Raw genomic sequence first — 20,682 nt, 5'->3', positions numbered from 1 at the left:
TATTCCGAGAATGCGCCTTGAGACTGGTTTCGGTGGACTGAATGGTAGCGGGAGGCAGAATTGAACTGCCGACCTCAGGGTTATGAATCCTGCGCTCTCACCAACTGAGCTACCCCGCCACAGGGACTGCGGAAGTTCCGGCGTGGCCGGTTCCGCTTTGGTCGTGCGGCTTATAAGTCCCCCGTCACCAAAGTGTCAAGCAGGGTCTGGGCAAAAACCGACGGCAATTTCGTGAGCCCCGGTTAGTGCACGTTTCAGGCAGCGACGGGTGTCGAAAGCAGAGCCTTCAGGGCGATTTCGGCTTCGACTGCGCGTTCCGAACGCTCGATGAAACCGCCGCCATAGACGCGCGCATCCGCACCTTCGGCCGAATAGAGCACACACGCCTGGCCTGGCGCGACACCGGCCTCGCCGATCGCCAGATCGACATAGACGCCGTGTTCGTCGGAATGCAGGACCGCCGGCGTCGGCGGACGGGTCGATCGCACCTTGGCGAAACAGGCAAATCCGCCCTTGGTATCCTCGCCAAGCGCACCGTCGCCGATCCAGTTGACGTCGCGCAGATAGACGCGATGGGTATCGAGCGCTTCCTTCGGCCCGACGATCACCCGGCGCGAGCGGGCATCGAGATAAACGACGTAGAGCGGATCGCCGGTGGCGATGCCGATGCCGCGACGCTGGCCGATCGTATAATGCACGATGCCTTCGTGGCGGCCGAGCACGCGCCCGTCCATATGCACGATATCGCCGGCGAGTGCCGCGTTCGGCTTCACCTTGCTGATGATATCGGCATATTTGCCCTGCGGCACGAAACAGATGTCCTGGCTGTCGGCCTTCTTGGCGACAACAAGGCCCATCTCCTCGGCAAGCTCGCGCACCTGCGCCTTCGACATGCCGCCGAGCGGGAAGCGCAGGTAGTCGATCTGCTCCTGGGTCGTTGCGAACAGGAACCAGCTCTGGTCGCGATCGCTGTCGATCGGACGGAACAGCGCGCGGCGGTTCGGATTGCCCGGCGACGGATTGGCGGACGAGCGGATATAGTGGCCGGTGGCCAGCGCATCAGCCCCCAGTTCTTTGGCCGTCGCCAACAGATCGGCGAACTTGACCGTCTGGTTGCAGGCAACGCAGGGGATCGGCGTCTCGCCCATCGCATAGGCTTCGGCGAACGGGTTGATCACCGTTTCACGGAACCGCTTCTCGTAATCGAGCACGTAATGCGGGATTCCGAGGGTTTCGGAAACACGGCGCGCGTCGTCGATGTCCTGGCCGGCGCAGCACGAGCCGGCGCGGTGCACGGCCGCCCCATGGTCATAGAGCTGCAGCGTGATGCCGAGCACGTCATAACCCTGGCGTTTGAGCAGACCTGCGACGACGGAGGAATCCACTCCCCCCGACATGGCAACGACGACACGTGTGTCTTCCGGCCTCTTGTCAAAATCCAGCGTGTTCACGGAACTCTCTCGGTATCTCGAAGCCACCCGTCCAGATGATAGAAGCGGCGTGTTGAAGACCTGCGGCGGGATCGGCCGTCGAAGGCAATTGTTGCCGGATATAGAAAGGATTTGTGGCCTGCGCAAGGAGGTGCGCGAATCGGCTCATCGGCCGGGCAGTTTTTCAAGCCAGGCCCACAGGCTCCTGGTCATCCGCCCGAACTCCGTTTCCGGCACAAGGCTGCCGACGACGAAGATGCCGGCAAACAGGGTGCAGATGGCGATAAGGCCGAAATAGAGCCTGACAAGGGTGCCGTGCTCCGCATAACGCAGGAACAGGCCGCCGTCGCCGAACAGGAAAATTTCCTGCCCGGCCATTGCCGAGGCTACCGCATAGGTCAGGTATCCGATGCCGCCTAGGAAGATCGCCCAGTTCAGTACCATCGCCCATCTCCGCGCTCAGATCGGCTATTCTAGGCCGCCGGCATGAACAAACGGTCAAGGCCGCAATTCAAGACTGCAGCACGCCATGCCGTACCGCCTTCCCGGCAGCTGTCCTGACGCTGCTGGCCGCACCTTCCGCCCGCACCCGCGGCAGGCTGGCGGGATATTCGCGCTGGATGAAATCGATGATCTTCTCGCGGACCTCGCATCTGAGATCGAAGGTTCTCGGCGCATTGGAGGCCGAGACGAGAATGCGGATCTCCATGACATTTTCCCGAAAATCCGTCACCTGCACGGCCACCACCCGCTTGTCCCAGAGTTTTGACGCTGCGGCAATTTCCTCGACCTTGCGGCGCACCGCACTCACCGGAACCGAATAGTCGAGATAGATCATCACCGTGCCGATCAGCGCCGTACTGTCGCGCGTCCAGTTCTGGAACGGCTTTTCCATGAAATAGCTGAGCGGCAGGATCATCCGCCGCCAGTCCCACAGTTTTACCACCACATAGGTGGAGGTGATCTCCTCGACATTGCCCCATTCGCCCTCCACGATCAGCGCGTCGTCGATGCGGATCGGCTGGGTGATGGCGAGCTGGATGCCGGCAAAGATGTTCTTCAGCACCGGCTGCAGAGCAAGGCCCAGCACGACGCCGGCGACCCCGGCCGATGCGAGCAGGCTGACGCCGTATTGCTGCACGGCCGGGAAGGTCATCAGCATCGCGGCGATGGTGATCGCCACGATCATGAAGCTCGCGATCCGCTCGGCGATCCGCGACTGGGTGACATGGGTGCGGGCGAGCAGATTGTCTTCCGCATCGAGCTTGAAGCGGCGCAGATAGACGATCATCCATACATGCAGGGCGATCTTCACCATCCAGCCGACGACGATGATGAAGCCGAGCAGCAGCAGGTGACGTATCACCTCCGCCTGCCCGGCACTCAGCGGGGCAATGGTCGCGCCGAGCGACAGCGTCCAGGTGAGGATCGCCAACCGCATCGGCCGCCGCGTACGCGATACCAGCGACCGCCAGAACAGGTCCTTGTTCTCGACCAGCCGCGTCAGAAAGCGAAATCCAAAACGCTGGATCGCAAGCCCGATCAGAAATGCAACGGCCATGACACCGCAGCTGACAAGCCAGTCCGGCAGCCAGGCCGTATCATTCCGGAATTCCTGAATGAAGCGTTCCATACCTCCTCAGCTAGGGTGCGATGCAACATCGGAAAGAGCGGCCGCAAAAATTTCATGATTTGAGAGTCTTCTTGGCCTGGGGTGATTTGTGGCAACAGGGCGATCAGGACGGAGAGACAATGCAATTCGACCTCATGCGCTTTGTCGACGCGCAAGCGCCGGTCTATGGGCGCGTCATCGGCGAGCTGCGCGATGGCAAAAAGCGCTCCCACTGGATGTGGTACATCTTTCCGCAGGTGGAGGGGCTTGGCTTCTCGATCATGTCCCAGCGCTTCGCGATCGGCTCGAGAGCCGAGGCGACAGCCTATCTCGAACATCCCCTGCTGGGACCCCGGCTCACCGAATGCACCGAAGCGATGCTGTCCCATCCGGATCTTTCGGCACACGTGATCCTCGGCTCGCCGGACGATATCAAATTCAAGAGTTCGATGACGCTGTTCGAGGCCGTCAGCAAAAAGGGCTCGCCTTTCGGCAAAGCCCTTTCGCAGTTCTTTGATGGCGAGCGTGACGAAAAGACCGTCGCGCTGCTTCGAAGTTAGGCGGCCGCCTGGATCGCCGAGAGCTGCCAGTCGTTGGCGGGCTTGCGCACGAAGGTCCAGACTTCGACGGTTTCGGTCACCGCGTTCGGATCGCCTTCGGCGACTGCGCCGGTCTTGCGGTCCTTCATGTAGTCGACGCTCGAATAGCGCATCGCGACGGTCGCATAGTCCTGGCCGTTTTCGCGCCAGGCTTCGGCGAGGTCGCCCTGCAGCAGCTTCACGTCCTTCACCTCGTTCTTGACGCCTTTGGTAGCGTTCTCGCCGAGTTCTTCCGCCAGATAGGACATCGCCTCCGGCGTGGTGAGGCTGCGCAGCTTGGCATAGTCCTCTTCGCCATAGGCAGACTGGACGTTGGTCAACAGCTTCTCGAACTGGTCGAGGTCGCGGTTGGTGATGCCGATCTCGTCGGTTTCCGGACCGGCCTGACGCGGAGCGGCATTTTGGCCGCCGCCAAAACCGCCCTGCCCGCTGCCACCCAGCGACCCGATCTTCGGGATCTGGAAGGACGAGGTGTTCTGGCTCGGCGCATCATAGGCGTTGCGCTGCTGGCCAAAACCGGTGTTCATGCCCCCTGCCGGGCCGCCGGCCGTCTGCTGACGGCGGGCGAACCAACGGAAAGCCAGCATGGCGAGACCGCCGATCAGCGCGATCTGCAGCAACATGCCAAGCATGCCGGCCATGCCGCCGAAACCGGTACCCATGAACATGCCGATCAGGCCGCCAAGGGCGAGACCGCCGAGCAGGCCGCCGAACATGCCACCGAAGAGGCCGCGACGCGGCTGCTGCGCTGCCTGCTGGCCAAAGCCGTTCTGTGGCGTCGTGGCGTTCTGCTGCGTGTTGGGCGTCATCGACCGGTTGATGCCGGTCGGCGCCGTAGGCGCGGTATTGGTGGTCGCCGGAGCCGAGAATGTGCGCGTGCCGCGGCTGCCAAAACCGCCGCCGCTGGCGCGGCGCGCCTCAGCCAAATCCACGGCGGTCAAGGAAACCGCCATCCCGATCGCCAGGATCGCGAACAGGTTCTTGAAACGCCGAAGCTTCGATAACATCATTATCTCCTCATAAACCGCTCTATCGCGGTGTTCCCGGTTTATATAGCGACGGATGGTTCCGGATTTTAGATCCGCCATCCATTTTTCCCGTCGAAGTAGATAACCAAGTTTGAAACGGGAGCCAAGCTCCAAAAATACAGCTCAAGGGTGTAGTTTTCATATTGACCTGCGACATCCCGGCGCGGGCCTTCTTGCGCCGAGAGATTGCCCTTCCATCCCGCATTGCGCGGCATGCGGAATGCCATTACCTTTTGGCCAGGCACACAAACGTAAAGGAGGTTGCCTATGACACCGCGGGACGCCTGATCCGGCACTATCAAGACTTCTGCCTTTCAAAGGGCATCGATTTCGAAACCTTTGAATCCGTAAGGCCACATGACGCCACCACGCTCTTCTGCAGCGCTGGCATGCAGCGGTACAAACCCCTCTTCTCCGATCCTTCCCATGAGGGAACCGTTGCAAACAGCCAGGCATGCCTGCGCCTGGGCGATCTGGATGAAATCGGAGACGGAACCCACTTCCTTCACTTCACCATGCTCGGCCTCTTCTCCTTCCGGGAGATGAGTGTTGGCGGTGCCATCGATTTCTGGCTCGAGTTCTTGGCGACGCTCGGTCTTGTGCCGGATCACGTCACCATCCATCCGGATCGCCTCACCGACTGGACGCCGCTTTACCGCGGACGCCTTCCGATCGTCCCCGATCCGGAATGTACCTGGAGCGATGGCAGCATTACAGGATACAGTACCGAGTTCTACAAGGATGGGGTGGAAATCGGAAATATCGTCAATCCGCTCGGAACCTGCATCGATGTCGGCTTCGGCGCCGATCGTCTCGACATGCTCATCAACTGCACGCCGCCGGAAGATGTGCGCGAAACGCTCGGCAGTGCGATCATGAAGATCATCGAAAGCGGCTACCATCCGGGAAACAAGGAACAGGGTTACGTCCTGCGCAAACTGCTTCGACGCCTGCATCGGATGGGCGACACGCTCGACCATCCCTTCTTCATCGAGGAGGGCGAGCGCCAGGACCGGCTTCGGGCCAGATATCTCCACCTGCGGGAAAGGCATCCCGGCATGAGCCCAGAGTGGTGGTTCGACACCCATGGCATCGAGCTCTCCGATATGCAGGATATGCCGGACGGATAAACGACGAAGGCCTCCGGCGGTGTTTGCCGGAGGCCCTCGTTGTGTTCGGAAAACCCTCACGACCATGGCAGTCGTGGACAGCTTCGGCGACCTTAGTCGACGTTGAACGCCAGCGGCTTGGCCTGGCGGACTGCCGGATTGGCGGTCAGTTTCGCCAGCACGTCGGCTGGAACCGGACCATCGACATAAAGGAGAGCGATCGCATCGCCGCCTTCCTTGTCGCGGCCGAGATGGAAGTTGGCGATGTTGACGCCGGCATTGCCGAGCGTCGTGCCGATGAAGCCGATCATGCCGGGGACGTCGGTATTGGCGATGTAGACCATGTTGGCGCCGACATCCGCATCGAGGTTGATGCCCTTGATCTGGATGAAGCGCGGCTTGCCGTCGGAGAAGACAGTGCCGGCAACCGAACGGGTCATCGTGTCGGTGGTGACAGTCAGCTTGATATAGCCGTCGAAGACGCCCGACTTGTCGCGCTTGGCTTCGGACAGGATGATGCCCTTTTCCTTGATCATGATCGGCGCCGAAACCATGTTGACGTCGGAGACCTGGCTGCGGATGAGACCGGCGAGCAGTGCACTGGTCAGCGCCTTGGTGTTCATGCCGGCGGTCGAGCCGTCATAGAGGATCTCGATTTCCTTGATCGCATCCTCGGTGACCTGGCCGACGAATGCGCCGAGCACGTCGGCAAGCCGGATGAAGGGCTTCAGGCGCGGCGCTTCTTCCGCCGTGATCGACGGCATGTTGATCGCGTTCGAAACGGCGCCTTTGATCAGGTAATCTGACATCTGCTCGGCGACCTGCAGCGCGACGTTTTCCTGCGCTTCCGTGGTCGATGCACCGAGATGCGGGGTGCAGACGACGTTTTCGAGGCCGAACAGCGGGCTTTCGGTGGCGGGCTCGACTTCGAACACGTCGAAGCCAGCACCGGCGACATGGCCGGACTTGATGGCTTCGGCAAGCGCTGCCTCATCGACGAGGCCGCCACGGGCGCAGTTGATGATCCGAACGCCCGGCTTGGTCTTGGCAAGCGCTTCCTTGCCGAGGATGCCGCGGGTCTTGTCGGTCATCGGCACATGCAGGGTGATGAAATCGGCGTGGGCCAGAAGCTCGTCGAGCTCGACCTTGGTGACGCCCATTTCCTCGGCGCGCTCGGCCGACAGGAAGGGGTCATAGGCAAGAACATGCATGCCGATGCCGATCGCCTTCTTGCAGACAATGCCGCCGATATTGCCGGCGCCGATGACGCCGAGCGTCTTGCCGGTGATCTCGACGCCCATGAAGCGCGACTTTTCCCACTTGCCGGCCTGGGTCGAGGCATCGGCTGCCGGAAGCTGTCGGGCAACGGCGAACATCAGGGCGATGGCGTGCTCGGCCGTGGTGATCGAGTTGCCGAACGGCGTATTCATGACGATGATGCCGCGCCGCGAGGCGGCCGGGATATCGACATTGTCGACGCCGATGCCGGCGCGGCCGATGACCTTGAGATTGGTCGCGGCTGCGATCAGCTTTTCGGTCGCCTTGGTGGCGGAACGGATCGCAAGGCCGTCATAATTGCCGATGATCTCGGCAAGTTTTTCCTTGTCCTTGCCGAGCTTCGGCTGGAAATCGACTTCGACGCCGCGATCGCGAAAGATCTGGACGGCGGTTTCCGACAGTTCGTCGGATACGAGAACGCGAGGTGCCATCAGTGGGCCTCCTGAAAAAGTTTCTGTCGTGAATGAGGAAATGGGCTCCGCTTCATCAGCGGAGCCGGATACGCGACTTGCTTTAGGCGGCGGCCTTGGAAAGCGCAGCCTTCTGCGTTTCGAAAGCGTAGGTGAGCCAGGGCATCAGAGCTTTCATGTCGGCTTCTTCGATCGTGGCGCCCGCCCAGATGCGAAGGCCGGACGGCGCATCGCGATAGGCACCGATGTCAAGCGCGACGCCTTCCTTTTCGAGGATCGACACCATGCCCTTGGCAAAGGCTTCCTGCGCGTCGGCATCGAGAGCGGCGACATCCGCGTCGGCGATCTTCAGGCAGACGGAGGTGTTGGAGCGCGTCGCCGGGTCGACGGCGAGGTTGTCGATCCAGCCATTGGCGGCCACGAAATCGTGGATGACCTTGGCGTTGGCATCGGCACGGGCGATCAGGCCGTCAAGGCTGCCGACCGATTTTGCCCAGTTGAGCGCATCGATATAGTCCTCGACGCAGAGCATCGACGGCGTGTTGATCGTCTCGCCGACGAAGATGCCTTCGATCAGCTTGCCGCCAGAGGTGAGGCGGAAGATCTTCGGCAGCGGCCAGGCAGGCACGTAGGTCTGCAGGCGCTCGACAGCGCGAGGGCTGAGGATCAGCATGCCGTGACCGCCCTCGCCGCCCAGAACCTTCTGCCAGGAGAAGGTGACGACGTCGAGCTTGGCAAAGTCCATGTCCTGCGCAAAAGCCGCCGAGGTGGCGTCGCAGATGGTCAGGCCCTTGCGGTCTGCCGGGATGAAGTCGGCGTTCGGAACGCGGACGCCGGAGGTTGTGCCGTTCCAGGTGAAGACCACGTCGCGGTCGAAATCGACCGTGGAAAGGTCCGGAAGCAGGCCGTAGCCGGCTTCGATCTTGCGCACGTCCTTGAGCTTCAGCTGCTTGACGACGTCGGTGACCCAGCCGGCGCCAAAGCTTTCCCAGGACAGCATGTCGACGCCGCGCTCGCCGAGCAGCGACCAGAGCGCCATTTCGACGGCGCCGGTATCGGAGGCCGGCACGATGCCGATGCGGTAATCCGCCGGCACGCCCAAAATTTCACGGGTGAGGTCGATGGCCTGCTTGAGCTTTGCCTTGCCGACCTTGGCACGGTGCGAACGACCGAGCGGAGCATCGGAAAGCGCTTCGAGCGACCAACCGGGGCGCTTCGAGCAAGGGCCAGAAGAAAAGTGGGTATTGTTCGGACGCAGGTCCGGTTTTGCGGCGTTTGCCATATGGCTATCCTTCCAGATAGATGGCCTCTCGTTGGGGAGAGGTGTCCCGCCGCTGTGGTTATGCCTGAGCGCCTTCACAGTCAAGCGGGTAATGTCGCCCACGGACAAATTTCTGCCGCAGCCTTGCCGCCGCAAACGCAAAAAGCCGCCCGGAGGCGGCTTTCGCTTGGAGATGGATAAACCTTACTTGTAGACGATCGGCTGCGGCGGGGGCTCGTAAGCCGGCGGCGTGTCGCAGCCGCCAAAGATGTAGCGGGCGCCGACGCGGGCTTCATGCGAATAGAAACCCTTATCCTTGCCCGGGCCGCCGCCCGTTGAGTAACCGAACATGTCGCCGCCGGCAACCTGACGGAAGCGGTAGCCGACATCGGCCTTGACATTGCAGGTGATGTCGATCGACGCGCCGGCCATGAGCGCGTAGGTGAAGCGCCAGCTCTTTTCGCCGCCATGGCTCACTTCCGCGTCGCAACCGCCGCCAGCGTCGTCGCAGGACGTGTTGCGCAGGTTCGACCACTTGACGTAGGTGCCGCCGATACCGGCACCGACATAAGGCGTGAAGTAGCCATAGGTGCCCAGATCGACATAGGCGTTCGCCATCAGCGAGTAGGCATGCAGGGCAGCGAGGTCCGTTGACGTGCAGGCGGGGCCAGAGCCGCAACTTCCATGAGTAGAACCCCGGAATTTGCTGTCGAACATATAGTCGAGGGTGACGTCGGTGCGCAGGTAGCTGTTGATCTGGTAACCGACACCGCCCCCGAGCGTGAAAGCATCACGCAGATCGGAACGGTCGAATTCGGCGATCGCCACACCAGGTGTACCGGTACCCTGGTAGAAGTCCGTGCCGCGCGACTTTTTGAAGGAATAACCGACGTCACCGCGAAGGTACCAGCCGGTCGCCTCCTGAACGGTCACTTCGGGCGCATCCTGATAGGGCTCCGGCTGCGGCTGATAAAGATCGGCAGAAGTGGCGGCGCTCGCCGTCAGTGTCAGCGCAAACACGCTGGCCAGCAACTTTCTCATGGGTTCATCTCCAAAGCTCGTATCGCGTATGGCATGCAAGGCGGGCAGCCAACGGGTTGATCCGCTAGGGATGATGATCGACAAAGGTTAAGTCTCGCTTAACCATGCTCGTTTACCGCGCGTTTTCCTTAAACAGCCGGCAGTTCTACAATTGAACTTATGTTGAAAGAGTTAGACAAGGCGCTCGCGCCGAACGGATTCCTCTTTTGTAGGCTGACCGAGCAAGGCAGGCCAAATCCACGCTAGCCGCCAAACTATTGACTTCACTTACTTTAGTAGAATCGGCGTTAGAAAAAGGTAATTTAAGCTTAGATAAACAATTAATTCTTTATAAACTATAGATGCATACTTTTAGCATATTCGGATCTGGGAAATACCGGGGGATCTGCAGGGGCCGAATGAGTGGAGGGAGTTTGCCGATGCGTTTCAATCGGGGACTCTTGTTCACCGAACAAGCAATTTCAATCAAAATTGCCGCGATGAAATATCCTGATGCTCTTCCGGAGAAGATCGACCGCGTATAGCTGCGACGCGAGGCGCCGCAAAAGAAAGAACTGTCCATGAGCAATGTCAAAACATTCGGCATAGCATTCCGACTGGCTGTCGGGTTCGGCTTTTTGCTTCTCCTGATGATCGGCCTGACTTTCTACTCCACCAGCCAGGTAGCAACGATTGATAACAACCTCGCAACCGTCAATGACGTCAACAGCGTCAAGCAGCGCTTTGCCATCAACTATCGCGGCAGCGTGCACGACCGCGCGATCGCGATCCGCGATGTGACGCTCGTCACGTCCGATACCGAACGCAAGGAAGCCGAAGCGCTCATCGGCAAGCTCGCGGCCTCCTATGCGGAAAACGAAAAACGCATGGCGGACATGGTCGGCGCGCCCTCCGGTGCAACGGGTCAGGAAAAGGTAATATTGGCTGAAATCGCCGACATTCAGTCGAAGACCAATCCGCTGGTCGCCCAGATCATTTCGCTGCAGCAGAAAGGTGATGGTGAGGCGGCGCGCAAGATCCTGCTGGAGCAGGCCCGTCCCCTCTTCGTCTCCTGGCTCGGAGCGATCAACAAGTTCATCGACTATCAGGAGGCGCTCAACAAATCGATCGGCGGCGATGTCCGCAACGCTGCGAGCGGCTTTAGAAACCTTGCGCTGGCCGCCCTCGGCATAGCCGCGCTGCTTTCGATCATTGTCGCCTTCCTGACCGCCCGCTCGATCATCGGACCGCTCTCCAAGCTGCAGCAATCGCTGAAGGCCATGGCGGCGGGCAGCCTCGAAGGCGACCGGACGATCGAGGCACGCGGCGACGAGATCGGCATGCTCGCCCGCGCCGTGGCCGCACTGAGGGATGCCATCTCCGTCAACGCGGAGCGCGCAGCCGATGCCGAGGCGAAACGGACCGTCGGCGAGCGTCACAGGCTGGAACAGGAAGCGACCGAGCGCAACGCGATCGCCGAACAGACGAGCCAGGCAGTCCGCCAACTCGCCGACGCCCTACAGGCTCTGGCAAACGGCGATCTGACGCGGGAGATCAACACACCGTTCATCCCCTCGCTCGATCAGTTGAGGGCCGACTTCAACGCCGCGGTGGCGAAACTTCGCGAAGCGATGCAGAAGGTCGCCGCAAATGCGAGTGCGATCGCCGCCGGTGCCCAGGAAATCCGCTCAGCCTCCGACGACCTCGCCAAGCGCACCGAACAGCAGGCGGCCTCTGTCGAAGAAACCGCTGCGGCCCTGGAAGAGATCACCACGACGGTTTCCGACTCCAGCCACCGCGCCCAGGAAGCTGGCAACCTCGTGCGCATGACCAAGGAAAATGCCGAGCGTTCCGGCCGGGTCGTCCGCGATGCCGTCGACGCGATGGGCAAGATTGATTCGTCTGCCGTCGAGATCGGCAACATCATCGGCGTCATCGACGAGATCGCTTTCCAGACCAATCTGCTTGCACTGAACGCCGGCGTCGAGGCCGCCCGTGCCGGCGAGGCCGGCAAGGGTTTCGCGGTGGTGGCGCAGGAAGTGCGGGAACTCGCCCAGCGTTCCGCCAAGGCGGCAAAAGAGATCAAGGAACTGATCCACACCTCCAACGACCACGTGAAGAACGGCGTGGCGCTGGTGGGAGAAACCGGCAAGGCCCTGGAACAGATCGTCGTTCAGGTCCAGCAGGTCAACGGCAATGTCGAGGCTATCGTGGAAGCCTCGAAGGAACAGTCGACCGGCCTCAAGGAAATCAACACGTCGGTCAACACGATGGATCAGGGAACGCAGCAGAATGCGGCCATGGTCGAGGAAACAACCGCAGCGGCGCATAGCCTTGCCCGGGATGCGGAGGGCCTGTTCCAGCTCCTGTCGCAGTTCCATATCGGCGGCGGCGCTGTGACCGGAACCTCGTCACATCGCGGCTCGCCCGCACTCGCATCCGGCACCAGCCGCCCGACCACATCGCCTGCCCGCAGGATGGTCGCGAAAGTCGCGCAGTCATTCCAGGGCAATGCCGCCGCTGCAAAGCAGGATTGGGAAGATTTCTAAAGGCAGCAAGGACGGGGATTTCCGGCGATCCGGAGCTCCCCGTAAAAAATAAAGGCCACCCGCGAAAACCGTGGGTGGCCTTTTTCATTGAGACTATGTCTGTCAGGCCGCGGTGCGGACGTTGGCGATGGCGCCGACCAACCCGTCGACGATGCGCTCGATCTGCCCCCGGTCGTCGCCTTCCGCCATCACCCGGATCAACGGTTCGGTGCCGGACGGGCGGATCACCAGGCGGCCCTTGGCGGCGAGCTCGGCTTCCGCATCGGCGATCGCCTGGCGGACGATCTGGTCCTCCAGCGGCTTGCCGCCCTGGAAACGGACGTTCTTCAGAAGCTGCGGCACGGGATCGAAACGGCGGCAGATCTCGCTGACCGGCCGGCCAAGGCGCTTTGCCCGCGCCAGGACCTGCAGGCCGGCGACGAGGCCGTCACCGGTCGTGCCGAAATCGGAGAGTACGATATGGCCGGACTGTTCGCCGCCGACATTGAAATCGTTGTTGCGCATATGCTCGACGACATAACGGTCACCGACCTTGGTGCGTGCCAGATCGAGGCCCTTGCCGTTGAGGAAACGTTCGAGCCCGAGATTGGACATCACCGTCGCGACGATGCCGCCGCCTTTCAGCTTCTGATCCTCGGCCCAGCTCTCGGCAATCACAGCCATCAGCTGGTCGCCGTCGACGATCTCGCCGCGCTCGTCGACGATGATGACGCGGTCGGCATCGCCATCGAGCGCGATGCCGATGTCGGCGCGCACTTCATGCACCTTCTTCTGCAGTGCTTCCGGGCTGGTCGAGCCGCAGTCGAGATTGATATTCGTGCCATTGGGCTCGTTGCCGATGGTCACAACCTCCGCGCCGAGTTCCCAGAGCGCCAGCGGAGCAACCTTGTAGGCCGCGCCATTGGCGCAGTCGATCGCGACCCGCAGGCCATGCAGGGTAACGTCGCGCGGCAGCGTGCGCTTGACGTGTTCGATATAGCGGTAGATGTCGCCCTCGACGCGCTTTGCCCGGCCAATGTCGCCGGACTTGGCGAGCTGCGAATGCAGGTCGCTGTCGAGCAGGTCCTCGATGCGCATCTCCAGTTCGTCGGACAGCTTGTAACCGTCCGGACCGAACAGCTTGATGCCGTTGTCCTCATAAGGATTGTGCGAGGCGGAGATCATCACGCCGACATCGGCGCGCAGCGAGCGGGTGAGCATGGCGACGGCGGGCGTCGGGATCGGCCCGAGCAGGAAGACGTCGAGGCCGGCGGCGGTAAAACCCGCCACCATGGCGTTTTCCAGCATGTAGCCCGAGAGGCGCGTATCCTTGCCGATCACCACCCGGTGGCGATGATTGCCGTTGCGGAAGATCGTGCCGACGGCGATGCCGACGCGCATCGCAAGATCCGGCGTCATCGGGTGGATGTTGGACTGTCCGCGAATGCCATCGGTGCCAAAATAGCGGCGTGTCATGTAAGCTCCTTCGTCATCGCGCCTGAGCGTCGCGGTCTTAAGCAGGGAATCGAACCCTGCAATATGTTAGACGGCAAAACCGGCCTGAAGCTTGGCTCATGCCATAGTTTAACGGCACAAGCACATAAATTAGCGTCAAAATCGATTATATCCCGTTACTAATAAATAAACCCTTCCAAGCAAAAGCCGCCATGGATCGCTCCACGGCGGCTTTTGATGTTAGTAACAAAGGCTCAGTGCGGCTGCGGTTCCAGACCGCTTTCCGGCTCGCCGCCCTTGGGCTCGTCCTTCTTTGAGCCGGCGCTCGGCACGGCCGAACCACGGGTCGGAGGCGCATCGTCGCCGAGATCGCGCGACGGCTTCTGGCCCTTGATCAGCGCCTTGATTTCCTCGCCCGACAGCGTCTCGTATTCGAGCAGGCCTTCGGCGATCGCCACGAACTCGTCGTGTTTGGTCGTGAGAATTTCACGCGCCTGGGTATAGGCCTCGTCGATCAGGCGGCGCACTTCGTTGTCGATCTTCTGGGCGGTTGCTTCCGAAACGTTCTTCGACTGCGAGACCGAGTGACCGAGGAAGACTTCCTGCTGGTTCTCGCCATAGGCGACCTGGCCGAGTTCGTCGGAGAAGCCCCACTGGGTGACCATGGCGCGCGCAAGCTTGGTGGCCTGCTCGATATCCGAGGACGCGCCGGAAGTGATGTTCTCCTTGCCGAAGGTGAGCTCTTCCGCGATACGACCGCCCATCATGATGCAGAGGCGCGACACCATCCACTTGTAGCTCATCGAGTAACGGTCGCCTTCCGGCAGCTGCATGACCATGCCGAGCGCACGGCCGCGCGGGATGATCGTTGCCTTGTGCAGCGGATCGGCGACGGCGACATGCAGCGCGGTGATGGCGTGGCCGGCTTCGTGATAGGCGGTCAGCTTCTTTTCCGCTTCGGTCATGGCCGACGAGCGGCGCTCGGCGCCCATCATGATCTTGTCCTTGGCGTCTTCGAACTCGCTCATGGTGACCATGCGCTTGTTGCGGCGCGCGGCCATCAGAGCTGCTTCGTTGACGAGGTTCATGAGGTCCGCGCCGGAGAAGCCGGGCGTTCCACGGGCAAGAACCTTGAGGTCGACATTCGGTGCCAGCGGCACGTTGCGGGCGTGAACCTTGAGGATGCGCTCGCGGCCGACGATATCCGGGTTCGGCACGACGACCTGGCGGTCGAAACGGCCGGGACGCAGCAGCGCCGGGTCGAGAACGTCCGGACGGTTGGTCGCGGCGATCAGGATGATGCCTTCATTGGCTTCGAAACCGTCCATCTCGACGAGCAGCTGGTTGAGGGTCTGTTCGCGTTCGTCGTTACCGCCGCCAAGACCGGCGCCACGATGACGGCCGACCGCGTCGATTTCGTCGATGAAGATGATGCAGGGTGCGTTCTTCTTCGCCTGTTCGAACATGTCGCGCACGCGGCTTGCGCCGACGCCGACGAACATTTCGACGAAGTCGGAACCGGAAATGGTGAAGAAGGGGACGTTGGCTTCGCCGGCAATCGCACGGGCGAGCAGGGTCTTACCGGTGCCCGGAGGACCGACGAGCAGCACGCCGCGCGGGATACGACCGCCGAGACGCTGGAATTTCTGCGGGTCGCGGAGGAATTCGACGATTTCTTCGAGGTCCTGCTTGGCTTCGTCGACACCGGCAACGTCTTCAAACGTCACGCGGCCATGCGCCTCGGTCAAAAGCTTGGCCTTGGACTTGCCAAAGCCCATCGCGCCGCGCGAACCGCCCTGCATCTGCCGCATGAAGAACAGCCAGACGCCGAGGATGAGCAGCATCGGCAGCAGAGTACCGAGATAGCTGAGGAAACCGGAGGATCCGTCCGTTTCCGGGCGCGCGACGATGGTGACGTTTTTCGCCTGCAGTCGATCCATCAGCGAATCGTCGATGACGGGCGAATAGGTCTGAAATCCTGATCCGTTCTCGGTGTAGGTGCCGAGCACCCGATTGCCCGTGACGACGACATCCCGCACCCGCCCCGAATCCACATCCCGCAGGAACTGCGAATATGGGACCTCACGCGAGCTGGTCTGCGACGGCGCCGTCTGGAACATGCTGAACAATGCGACCAGCAGGAGGGCTATGATAACCCAGAGGGCGATATTACGAAAGTTTGGGTTCATTGAACTCCCCGGACTGCGACGGCCTGCTTCTTGAAGCGGCCGCCTTGCTTGCCGCATAACATAGGGTTGCGGCAAGTCCTTGCCAAGGCGAACAGGAGCCGCCGTCTACCTTTTCCGCGAGGAATCCTTAACTGGCAGCCGGGGAAAACCGTCGCATCCGAGCAAAACCGCAAACTCGATACCGAGATTAAGCTCGAACTGCGGCAAAAAGCGGTCGAAAGGCGCAAGCAGAGGTTGGACGATACTTCGTTCGGCCACTTCTTTGTCTTGCCGATCCTCCGTCGAAAGGAGGGCATTTGTTTCGATGAAGGGCATCGCCGCCACGGCGCGCATGGCGATCGCGGGCGGCACGCCGGGAAATAGCGCCAATGCTTCGTCGCGATCCGGCGCGGTCGAACCGACGACGATCTCGTCCGACCCGGCATTCGTGATGCGGTAGCGACCGTCCCAGATTGCCGTATCGCCGGGGGCAACGTGCAGCGGCAGTATGCCGCGGTTTTCACGGACGATATAAAGCCCGTCGCGGCGCCGGTCGAAGATCACCCGGCCGGCGGTGATCCGTCCAGGCTGGCCACCGTCAAGAAAGGCCATGACCCGGTCCATGCTGTCGCTGCCGAGTGCGTGCGCCCTCCCCCCGAGCACCGCGGCGAGCAATGACAGTGCATGACGCCGCACGGCCGGCTCGCCTTGAAGCCCCACGGCATCGAGATGCGCCAGAACACCCTGGCGGATCGTCACATGCTCGCGGACAAGGCGCGCCGCCTCGTCGGAAAGCGTCGTGCGCCGCGCCGCGGCCACATCCTGGGCGGCAGCATCGAACGGGCTTTCCTGCGTCAGCCGCCCGCGGACCCGCACCCGCTCGTAATGCGGATCGAGATTGCTCGGATCGTCGATCCAGCCCTGCCCTTCCCTGGTCAGGAAGTCACGGATATCCGCCCGGCGGCTGTTGAGGAACGGCCGGAGCAGCCAGCGACGGCGATCGAGGAGCACGGCCTGCGCCATGCCGGCAAGGCCCGAATTTTCCTCGCCCCCGTTGCGGGCGGCGCGCATCGCGATGGTTTCCGCCTGGTCGTCGCGCGTATGACCGGTGAGGATGGCGGTCGCATCGATCTGGTCGGCGATCTCGACCAGTAGCCGGTAGCGAGCCTCACGGGCCGCGTCGGAAATGCCGGTCGCAGGCTTTTCTCCCTCCCAGCGGCGGATGAAATGGGGAATGCCGAGCCGGCTGCAAAGGGCAGCGACGGTGCGCGCCTCGTCTGCGGAGCAAGGTCTCAGCGCATGATCGATCGTCGCCGCGAAGAGCGACAGGCCGGAGCCGGGAGAATTGAATTTCGAGAGGGCGACCAACAGCCCGCTGGAATCGCTGCCGCCGGAAATGGCGACGAGAAGGCGCGCGGGTTTGGCGATATCGGCGATCAGCCGCTCGGCCGCCCGTTCGGGCGACAGGATTTTCGGGCCCGTGGTCACGGGAGGATCAGCAGGCGAGGCGCTTCTGTTCGCTGCCCACCTTGGCGAGCACGGCCTTGGGCGCGCTCGGATAACGCCGGGTGACTTCCTTGAGGGTTGCGCAGGCCGTGTCGGTGTTGTCGAGCGCGGCAAGCGACATGCCGAGCTTCAGCAGCATTTCCGGCGCCTTGGGCGACTTGCCGTAGGTCTGGTGGGCGTTGAGGAAGGTCTTGGCGGCGTCGTTGTATTTCCCCTGTGAATACTGAGACTCGCCGAGCCAGAAGCTCGCATCTGCCACTTTGGCGCCCTTCGGATAAGCCGCCAGATAACCGTTGAATTCTTTTTCGGCGAGCGGATAGTCGCCTGCGAGAACGTGATTATAGGCGGTCTGATAGGCATCGTTCTCGCTGCCCAGCGAGGCGGTCTGCTGCGGATCGGGCCTGCCCGTCGATGCCGGCGGCGTCTTGCCGGAAATCTGCGGGCCGGTATCCACGCCCGGAAGCCCGGCAGCATTGTTGGCCCGGTCGTTGCGGCTTGCGCCACGCGGATTGCCGTTCTGGTCCATATCCATCGACCCGAGCGTCGTCGGTGGCGGAGCGCGGCCGGGCGCGGTCGCCCCGCCGACACCCTGACCGGACGGCGATTCGATGATCCGTGCGACATCGTCGGAGGACTGGGCGGGAGCAGTCGTCTGCGGCAACGGGGGCTGGGCGGCGGGAGCGCGGTTGGACGCCACGGCCGGTTTCCCGGTCGCGTCGTCCACTTCGGTGCGCTTCTTCTTTTCCAGGTCCTGGAAGCGGAATTCGTTGTCTTCCTGCGTCTTGCGCAACTGCTCCTGCATCTGCAGCAGCTGAAAACTCATTTCCTCGATCCGGCCGTTCAACTGCCGGACTTCTTCCTGGAGCTGCTGGATACGGACGGCATCATTGCTCTGCGCCAGAATGACCGGGGGCGGAGTGGTTTCCCGCGGCTGTTCTGCAGCAGGCTGATTGCCGCCCTGGAAGAGTTTCGGCAATGCGAAAGCCCCAGCCGGGGCGCTCGTCGCCATCAGCCCCAGCATCGCTGCCAAGACAAGTTTCTTCATCTTTGTCCGTCCTGCTCTTTAGTCTGCGCCGGATTGGCGCGAGAGGAGATTTTTTCCAACTGCCGGCAAAAAGCAACCGAGCTCCCGGTCAAAAATCCCGGAAAACAGGGCTAAACTATGGAAAAAACAAAAAGGCGGCCCGAAGACCGCCTTTTATTTTCGAGCTGTTGCTCGGATTACATACCGGCGCCGCCGAGAACGGTGACGGCGCGACGGTTCTGCGACCAGCAGGAGATGTCGTCGCAGACGGCAACCGGGCGTTCCTTGCCGTAGGAGATGGTCTTCATGCGATTCGCCGGAACGCCACGCGATGCGAGATATTCCTTGGTGGCGGCCGCACGGCGTGCACCGAGCGCGAGGTTGTATTCGCGCGTGCCGCGTTCGTCGGCATGGCCTTCGACGGTGATCGCGTATTTCGGATAGCGGCCCAGCCACTGGGCCTGGCGGTCGAGTGTCTGCTGTGCGTCGGCGCGGATCGAAGTACTATCCGTGTCGAAGAAGATGCGGTCGCCGACATTGACGGTAAAGTCCTGGGTCGAACCGGGCGTTGCAGCGCCGGCGCCGTTGAGGCCGAGCTCACCGGCATTGTTCGGCAGGTTCTTCTTGTTGGCGCAGCCGGCAAGCGCAAGCGCCACAGTCAGGGCGATAACGGCAGGATTGCGGGCGAGGATCTGCATGCGGCTCATCGCCGAAGTATCGGTGCGGCTCATGGCCGGTCTCTCCTTGATCAGTATTTCAGAGTTTCCAGATTCTAACCGGGTTCGGTTAACCATGCTCAAATTCTTATGGTTAACAAAATATTCCCGGTGTCCCTTTTCGTTCATTTTCAGCAGATTGGGGCGGGAAAGAGGCGGAATCCCGCCTCTTTCATCAAGGCGCCCTATTCGAGCAGCGGCGACCAGGCCGGATCCGAACCGTAGGAAGGCGTCTTGACCTGCAGTTCGTTATAGCCGGTCAGGTCGATGGAATAGAGCTGCGGGCCGCCGGCGCCGGCATTCTGGCGGAAGAACATCAGCACACGGCCATTCGGTGCCCAGGTCGGACCTTCGTTGTGGAAGCCGCTCGTCAGGATGCGCTCGCCGGATCCGTCCGGCTTCATCACGCCGATCGAGAACTTGCCGCCCGACTGCTTGGTGAAGGCGATCAGATCGCCGCGCGGCGACCAGACCGGCGTCGAATAGGAACCGTCGCCGAAGGAGATGCGGGTCTGGCCGGAACCATCGGCATTCATCACGTAGATCTGCGGGCGTCCGCCGCGGTCGCTTTCGAAGGCGATACGGCCGCCGTCAGGCGCATAGGAGGGCGAGGTGTCGATCGCCGCCGTCGAGGTGAGCCGCGTCGTGGTGCGCGAGCGCAGGTCCATCGTATAGATGTTGGAATTGCCTTCCTGCTGAAGGCTCATGATCACCTTCTGGCCATCCGGAGAGAACCGCGGCGAAAACGTCATGCCCGGAAAATTGCCGACCACTTCGCGCTGCCCGGTCTCCAGTTGCAGCAGGTAGACCCGCGGCTGGTTGCCCTCGAACGACATGTAGGTGACTTCCTGCCGGCTTGGCGAAAAGCGCGGCGTCAGCACGATGTCCTTGGTGTTGGTCAGCATGCGGACGTTGAAGCCGTCCTGATCCATGATCGCCAGTTGGCGCTGGCGGGCGGTCTTCGGCCCGCTTTCGGAGACGAACACGACGCGGGTGTCGAAATAGCCGTTCTCGCCGGTGATCTGCTTGTAGATCGCATCGGCGATGATATGCGCGACGCGGCGCCAGTTTTCCGGCTGGGTAAAGAACTGCTGGCCGGTCATCTGGCTGCCGGCAAACGTATCCCACAGCCGGAACTCGGCGCGCAGGCGGCCGTCGCCTTCGCGGGTGATACGGCCCGTCACCAGCGCCTGCGCATTGATGACCTTCCAGTCCTCGAAGCGCGGTGCCTTATTGGGATCGGCGATCTTTTCGATGAAGGCGCTTTTGTTGATCGGCGCGAAAAGCCCGGAGCGCTGCAGGTCCGCGGCGATCACCTGGGAAATCTGGGCGCCGAGATCGTTGTTCGACAGGAAATCCGTCACCGCGATCGGCAGCGGCTGAATATTGCCCTTGTTGATGTTGATCTCGACGACAGCGTTGGCCGGGGTCGCGGCCATCAATGCCGTCAACATCCCCGCGGCCACCATCACGGCGCGAAAAAAAGAACTCTTGATCATTGAAACAAGCCTTTCAGCTTAATACGAGAGTTTCGGGGC

Annotated in this window: 17 protein-coding genes and 1 tRNA gene; 3 read left to right on the top strand and 15 right to left on the bottom strand. The window is 61.8% G+C overall.

All coding sequences use genetic code 11. The features are described from left to right. Positions 1-42 precede the first annotated feature (42 nt). The 4 genes from AC1DLT_RS11055 to AC1DLT_RS11040 all read right to left on the bottom strand — a co-directional run bounded on the left by AC1DLT_RS11055 (position 43) and on the right by AC1DLT_RS11040 (position 3,063). A tRNA-Met gene (locus AC1DLT_RS11055) sits at positions 43-119 on the bottom strand. Between the two features lie 135 nt (positions 120-254). Next, on the bottom strand, positions 255-1,451 hold the full coding sequence (gene mnmA / locus AC1DLT_RS11050) for a tRNA 2-thiouridine(34) synthase MnmA (protein WP_477486750.1): 1,197 nt from the start codon (positions 1,449-1,451) through the stop codon (positions 255-257). 144 nt (positions 1,452-1,595) lie between these two features. Further along, the gene (locus tag AC1DLT_RS11045; protein WP_477486749.1) at positions 1,596-1,874 is read right to left on the bottom strand and encodes a hypothetical protein; all 279 of its coding nucleotides are present in this window, start codon (positions 1,872-1,874) and stop codon (positions 1,596-1,598) included. Positions 1,875-1,941: 67 nt separating this feature from the next. Continuing rightward, positions 1,942-3,063, bottom strand: a complete 1,122-nt coding sequence (locus AC1DLT_RS11040) for a mechanosensitive ion channel family protein (RefSeq protein WP_247032225.1) — start codon at positions 3,061-3,063, stop codon at positions 1,942-1,944. Between the two features lie 119 nt (positions 3,064-3,182). On the opposite strand from AC1DLT_RS11040, the gene AC1DLT_RS11035 reads away from it, so the two are divergent. Continuing rightward, positions 3,183-3,602, top strand: coding sequence for a DUF1810 domain-containing protein (locus tag AC1DLT_RS11035; protein WP_247135832.1), 420 nt, complete (start codon positions 3,183-3,185; stop codon positions 3,600-3,602). Here AC1DLT_RS11035 and AC1DLT_RS11030 read toward each other — a convergent pair. Both AC1DLT_RS11030 and AC1DLT_RS11025 read right to left on the bottom strand, forming a co-directional pair. Then, positions 3,599-4,648, bottom strand: a complete 1,050-nt coding sequence (locus tag AC1DLT_RS11030; RefSeq protein WP_477483136.1) for a Tim44 domain-containing protein — start codon at positions 4,646-4,648, stop codon at positions 3,599-3,601. The two genes, AC1DLT_RS11035 and AC1DLT_RS11030, sit on opposite strands and share 4 nt — an antisense overlap. 68 nt (positions 4,649-4,716) lie before the next feature. Continuing rightward, positions 4,717-4,896 carry a hypothetical protein gene (locus AC1DLT_RS11025; RefSeq protein ID WP_477486748.1) on the bottom strand — a complete coding sequence of 60 codons (180 nt, stop codon included), beginning with the start codon at positions 4,894-4,896 and terminating at the stop codon, positions 4,717-4,719. Between the two features lie 6 nt (positions 4,897-4,902). On the opposite strand from AC1DLT_RS11025, the gene AC1DLT_RS11020 reads away from it, so the two are divergent. Further along, positions 4,903-5,799, top strand: coding sequence for an alanine--tRNA ligase-related protein (locus tag AC1DLT_RS11020; protein ID WP_477486747.1), 897 nt, complete (start codon positions 4,903-4,905; stop codon positions 5,797-5,799). Between the two features lie 92 nt (positions 5,800-5,891). On the opposite strand, the gene serA is transcribed toward AC1DLT_RS11020, so the two are convergent. From serA to AC1DLT_RS11005, 3 genes are all read right to left on the bottom strand, one after another. Next, on the bottom strand, positions 5,892-7,487 hold the full coding sequence (serA, locus tag AC1DLT_RS11015) for a phosphoglycerate dehydrogenase (RefSeq protein ID WP_247032217.1): 1,596 nt from the start codon (positions 7,485-7,487) through the stop codon (positions 5,892-5,894). Between the two features lie 82 nt (positions 7,488-7,569). Then, complete coding sequence (locus AC1DLT_RS11010; protein WP_477486746.1) at positions 7,570-8,748, bottom strand: phosphoserine transaminase; 1,179 nt, start codon at positions 8,746-8,748, stop codon at positions 7,570-7,572. Positions 8,749-8,931: 183 nt separating this feature from the next. Next, positions 8,932-9,768, bottom strand: coding sequence for an outer membrane protein (locus AC1DLT_RS11005; protein WP_038544842.1), 837 nt, complete (start codon positions 9,766-9,768; stop codon positions 8,932-8,934). Positions 9,769-10,328: 560 nt separating this feature from the next. Between AC1DLT_RS11005 and AC1DLT_RS11000 the strand changes: the two genes are divergently transcribed. After that, positions 10,329-12,296: a HAMP domain-containing methyl-accepting chemotaxis protein gene (locus AC1DLT_RS11000; protein ID WP_477486745.1), complete on the top strand. Its 1,968-nt coding sequence runs from the start codon at positions 10,329-10,331 to the stop codon at positions 12,294-12,296. 102 nt (positions 12,297-12,398) lie between these two features. Here the strand turns inward: AC1DLT_RS11000 and glmM are convergent, their stop codons facing one another. The 6 genes from glmM to tolB all read right to left on the bottom strand — a co-directional run bounded on the left by glmM (position 12,399) and on the right by tolB (position 20,643). Next, the gene (gene glmM / locus AC1DLT_RS10995; protein WP_247032211.1) at positions 12,399-13,751 is read right to left on the bottom strand and encodes a phosphoglucosamine mutase; all 1,353 of its coding nucleotides are present in this window, start codon (positions 13,749-13,751) and stop codon (positions 12,399-12,401) included. Positions 13,752-13,984: 233 nt separating this feature from the next. Further along, a complete protein-coding gene (gene ftsH / locus AC1DLT_RS10990; protein WP_038544850.1) occupies positions 13,985-15,919 on the bottom strand; it encodes an ATP-dependent zinc metalloprotease FtsH in 1,935 nt (644 codons plus the stop codon). Between the two features lie 105 nt (positions 15,920-16,024). Further along, entirely contained in the window at positions 16,025-17,386 is a 1,362-nt protein-coding gene (gene tilS, locus AC1DLT_RS10985; RefSeq protein ID WP_477486744.1) for a tRNA lysidine(34) synthetase TilS, read from the bottom strand. A 7-nt stretch (positions 17,387-17,393) separates the two neighbouring features. Next, the gene (gene ybgF, locus AC1DLT_RS10980; RefSeq protein WP_038544856.1) at positions 17,394-18,449 is read right to left on the bottom strand and encodes a tol-pal system protein YbgF; all 1,056 of its coding nucleotides are present in this window, start codon (positions 18,447-18,449) and stop codon (positions 17,394-17,396) included. A 176-nt stretch (positions 18,450-18,625) separates the two neighbouring features. After that, the gene (gene pal, locus AC1DLT_RS10975) at positions 18,626-19,159 is read right to left on the bottom strand and encodes a peptidoglycan-associated lipoprotein Pal (protein WP_038544859.1); all 534 of its coding nucleotides are present in this window, start codon (positions 19,157-19,159) and stop codon (positions 18,626-18,628) included. Positions 19,160-19,329: 170 nt separating this feature from the next. Then, complete coding sequence (gene tolB / locus AC1DLT_RS10970) at positions 19,330-20,643, bottom strand: Tol-Pal system beta propeller repeat protein TolB (protein WP_038544862.1); 1,314 nt, start codon at positions 20,641-20,643, stop codon at positions 19,330-19,332. Positions 20,644-20,682 lie beyond the last annotated feature (39 nt).

The sequence above is a fragment of the Neorhizobium sp. 05N33 genome (genome assembly GCF_056397445.1).
The sequence above is the reverse complement of the archived record's forward strand: the minus strand, read 5'-3'. Positions and strand labels throughout refer to the sequence as shown.

Excerpts from the sequence above, each read along its gene's own strand:
- AC1DLT_RS11045 (WP_477486749.1), bottom strand. The coding sequence starts at position 1,874 with ATGGTACTGAACTGGGCGATCTTCCTAGGCGGCATCGGATACCTGACC.
- AC1DLT_RS11040 (WP_247032225.1), bottom strand. The coding sequence starts at position 3,063 with ATGGAACGCTTCATTCAGGAATTCCGGAATGATACGGCCTGGCTGCCG.
- AC1DLT_RS11035 (WP_247135832.1), top strand. The coding sequence starts at position 3,183 with ATGCAATTCGACCTCATGCGCTTTGTCGACGCGCAAGCGCCGGTCTAT.
- AC1DLT_RS11030 (WP_477483136.1), bottom strand. The coding sequence starts at position 4,648 with ATGTTATCGAAGCTTCGGCGTTTCAAGAACCTGTTCGCGATCCTGGCG.
- AC1DLT_RS11025 (WP_477486748.1), bottom strand. The coding sequence starts at position 4,896 with ATGGCATTCCGCATGCCGCGCAATGCGGGATGGAAGGGCAATCTCTCG.
- serA (WP_247032217.1), bottom strand. The coding sequence starts at position 7,487 with ATGGCACCTCGCGTTCTCGTATCCGACGAACTGTCGGAAACCGCCGTC.
- AC1DLT_RS11010 (WP_477486746.1), bottom strand. The coding sequence starts at position 8,748 with ATGGCAAACGCCGCAAAACCGGACCTGCGTCCGAACAATACCCACTTT.
- AC1DLT_RS11005 (WP_038544842.1), bottom strand. The coding sequence starts at position 9,768 with ATGAGAAAGTTGCTGGCCAGCGTGTTTGCGCTGACACTGACGGCGAGC.
- AC1DLT_RS11000 (WP_477486745.1), top strand. The coding sequence starts at position 10,329 with ATGAGCAATGTCAAAACATTCGGCATAGCATTCCGACTGGCTGTCGGG.
- glmM (WP_247032211.1), bottom strand. The coding sequence starts at position 13,751 with ATGACACGCCGCTATTTTGGCACCGATGGCATTCGCGGACAGTCCAAC.
- ftsH (WP_038544850.1), bottom strand. The coding sequence starts at position 15,919 with ATGAACCCAAACTTTCGTAATATCGCCCTCTGGGTTATCATAGCCCTC.
- ybgF (WP_038544856.1), bottom strand. The coding sequence starts at position 18,449 with ATGAAGAAACTTGTCTTGGCAGCGATGCTGGGGCTGATGGCGACGAGC.
- pal (WP_038544859.1), bottom strand. The coding sequence starts at position 19,159 with ATGAGCCGCACCGATACTTCGGCGATGAGCCGCATGCAGATCCTCGCC.
- tolB (WP_038544862.1), bottom strand. The coding sequence starts at position 20,643 with ATGATCAAGAGTTCTTTTTTTCGCGCCGTGATGGTGGCCGCGGGGATG.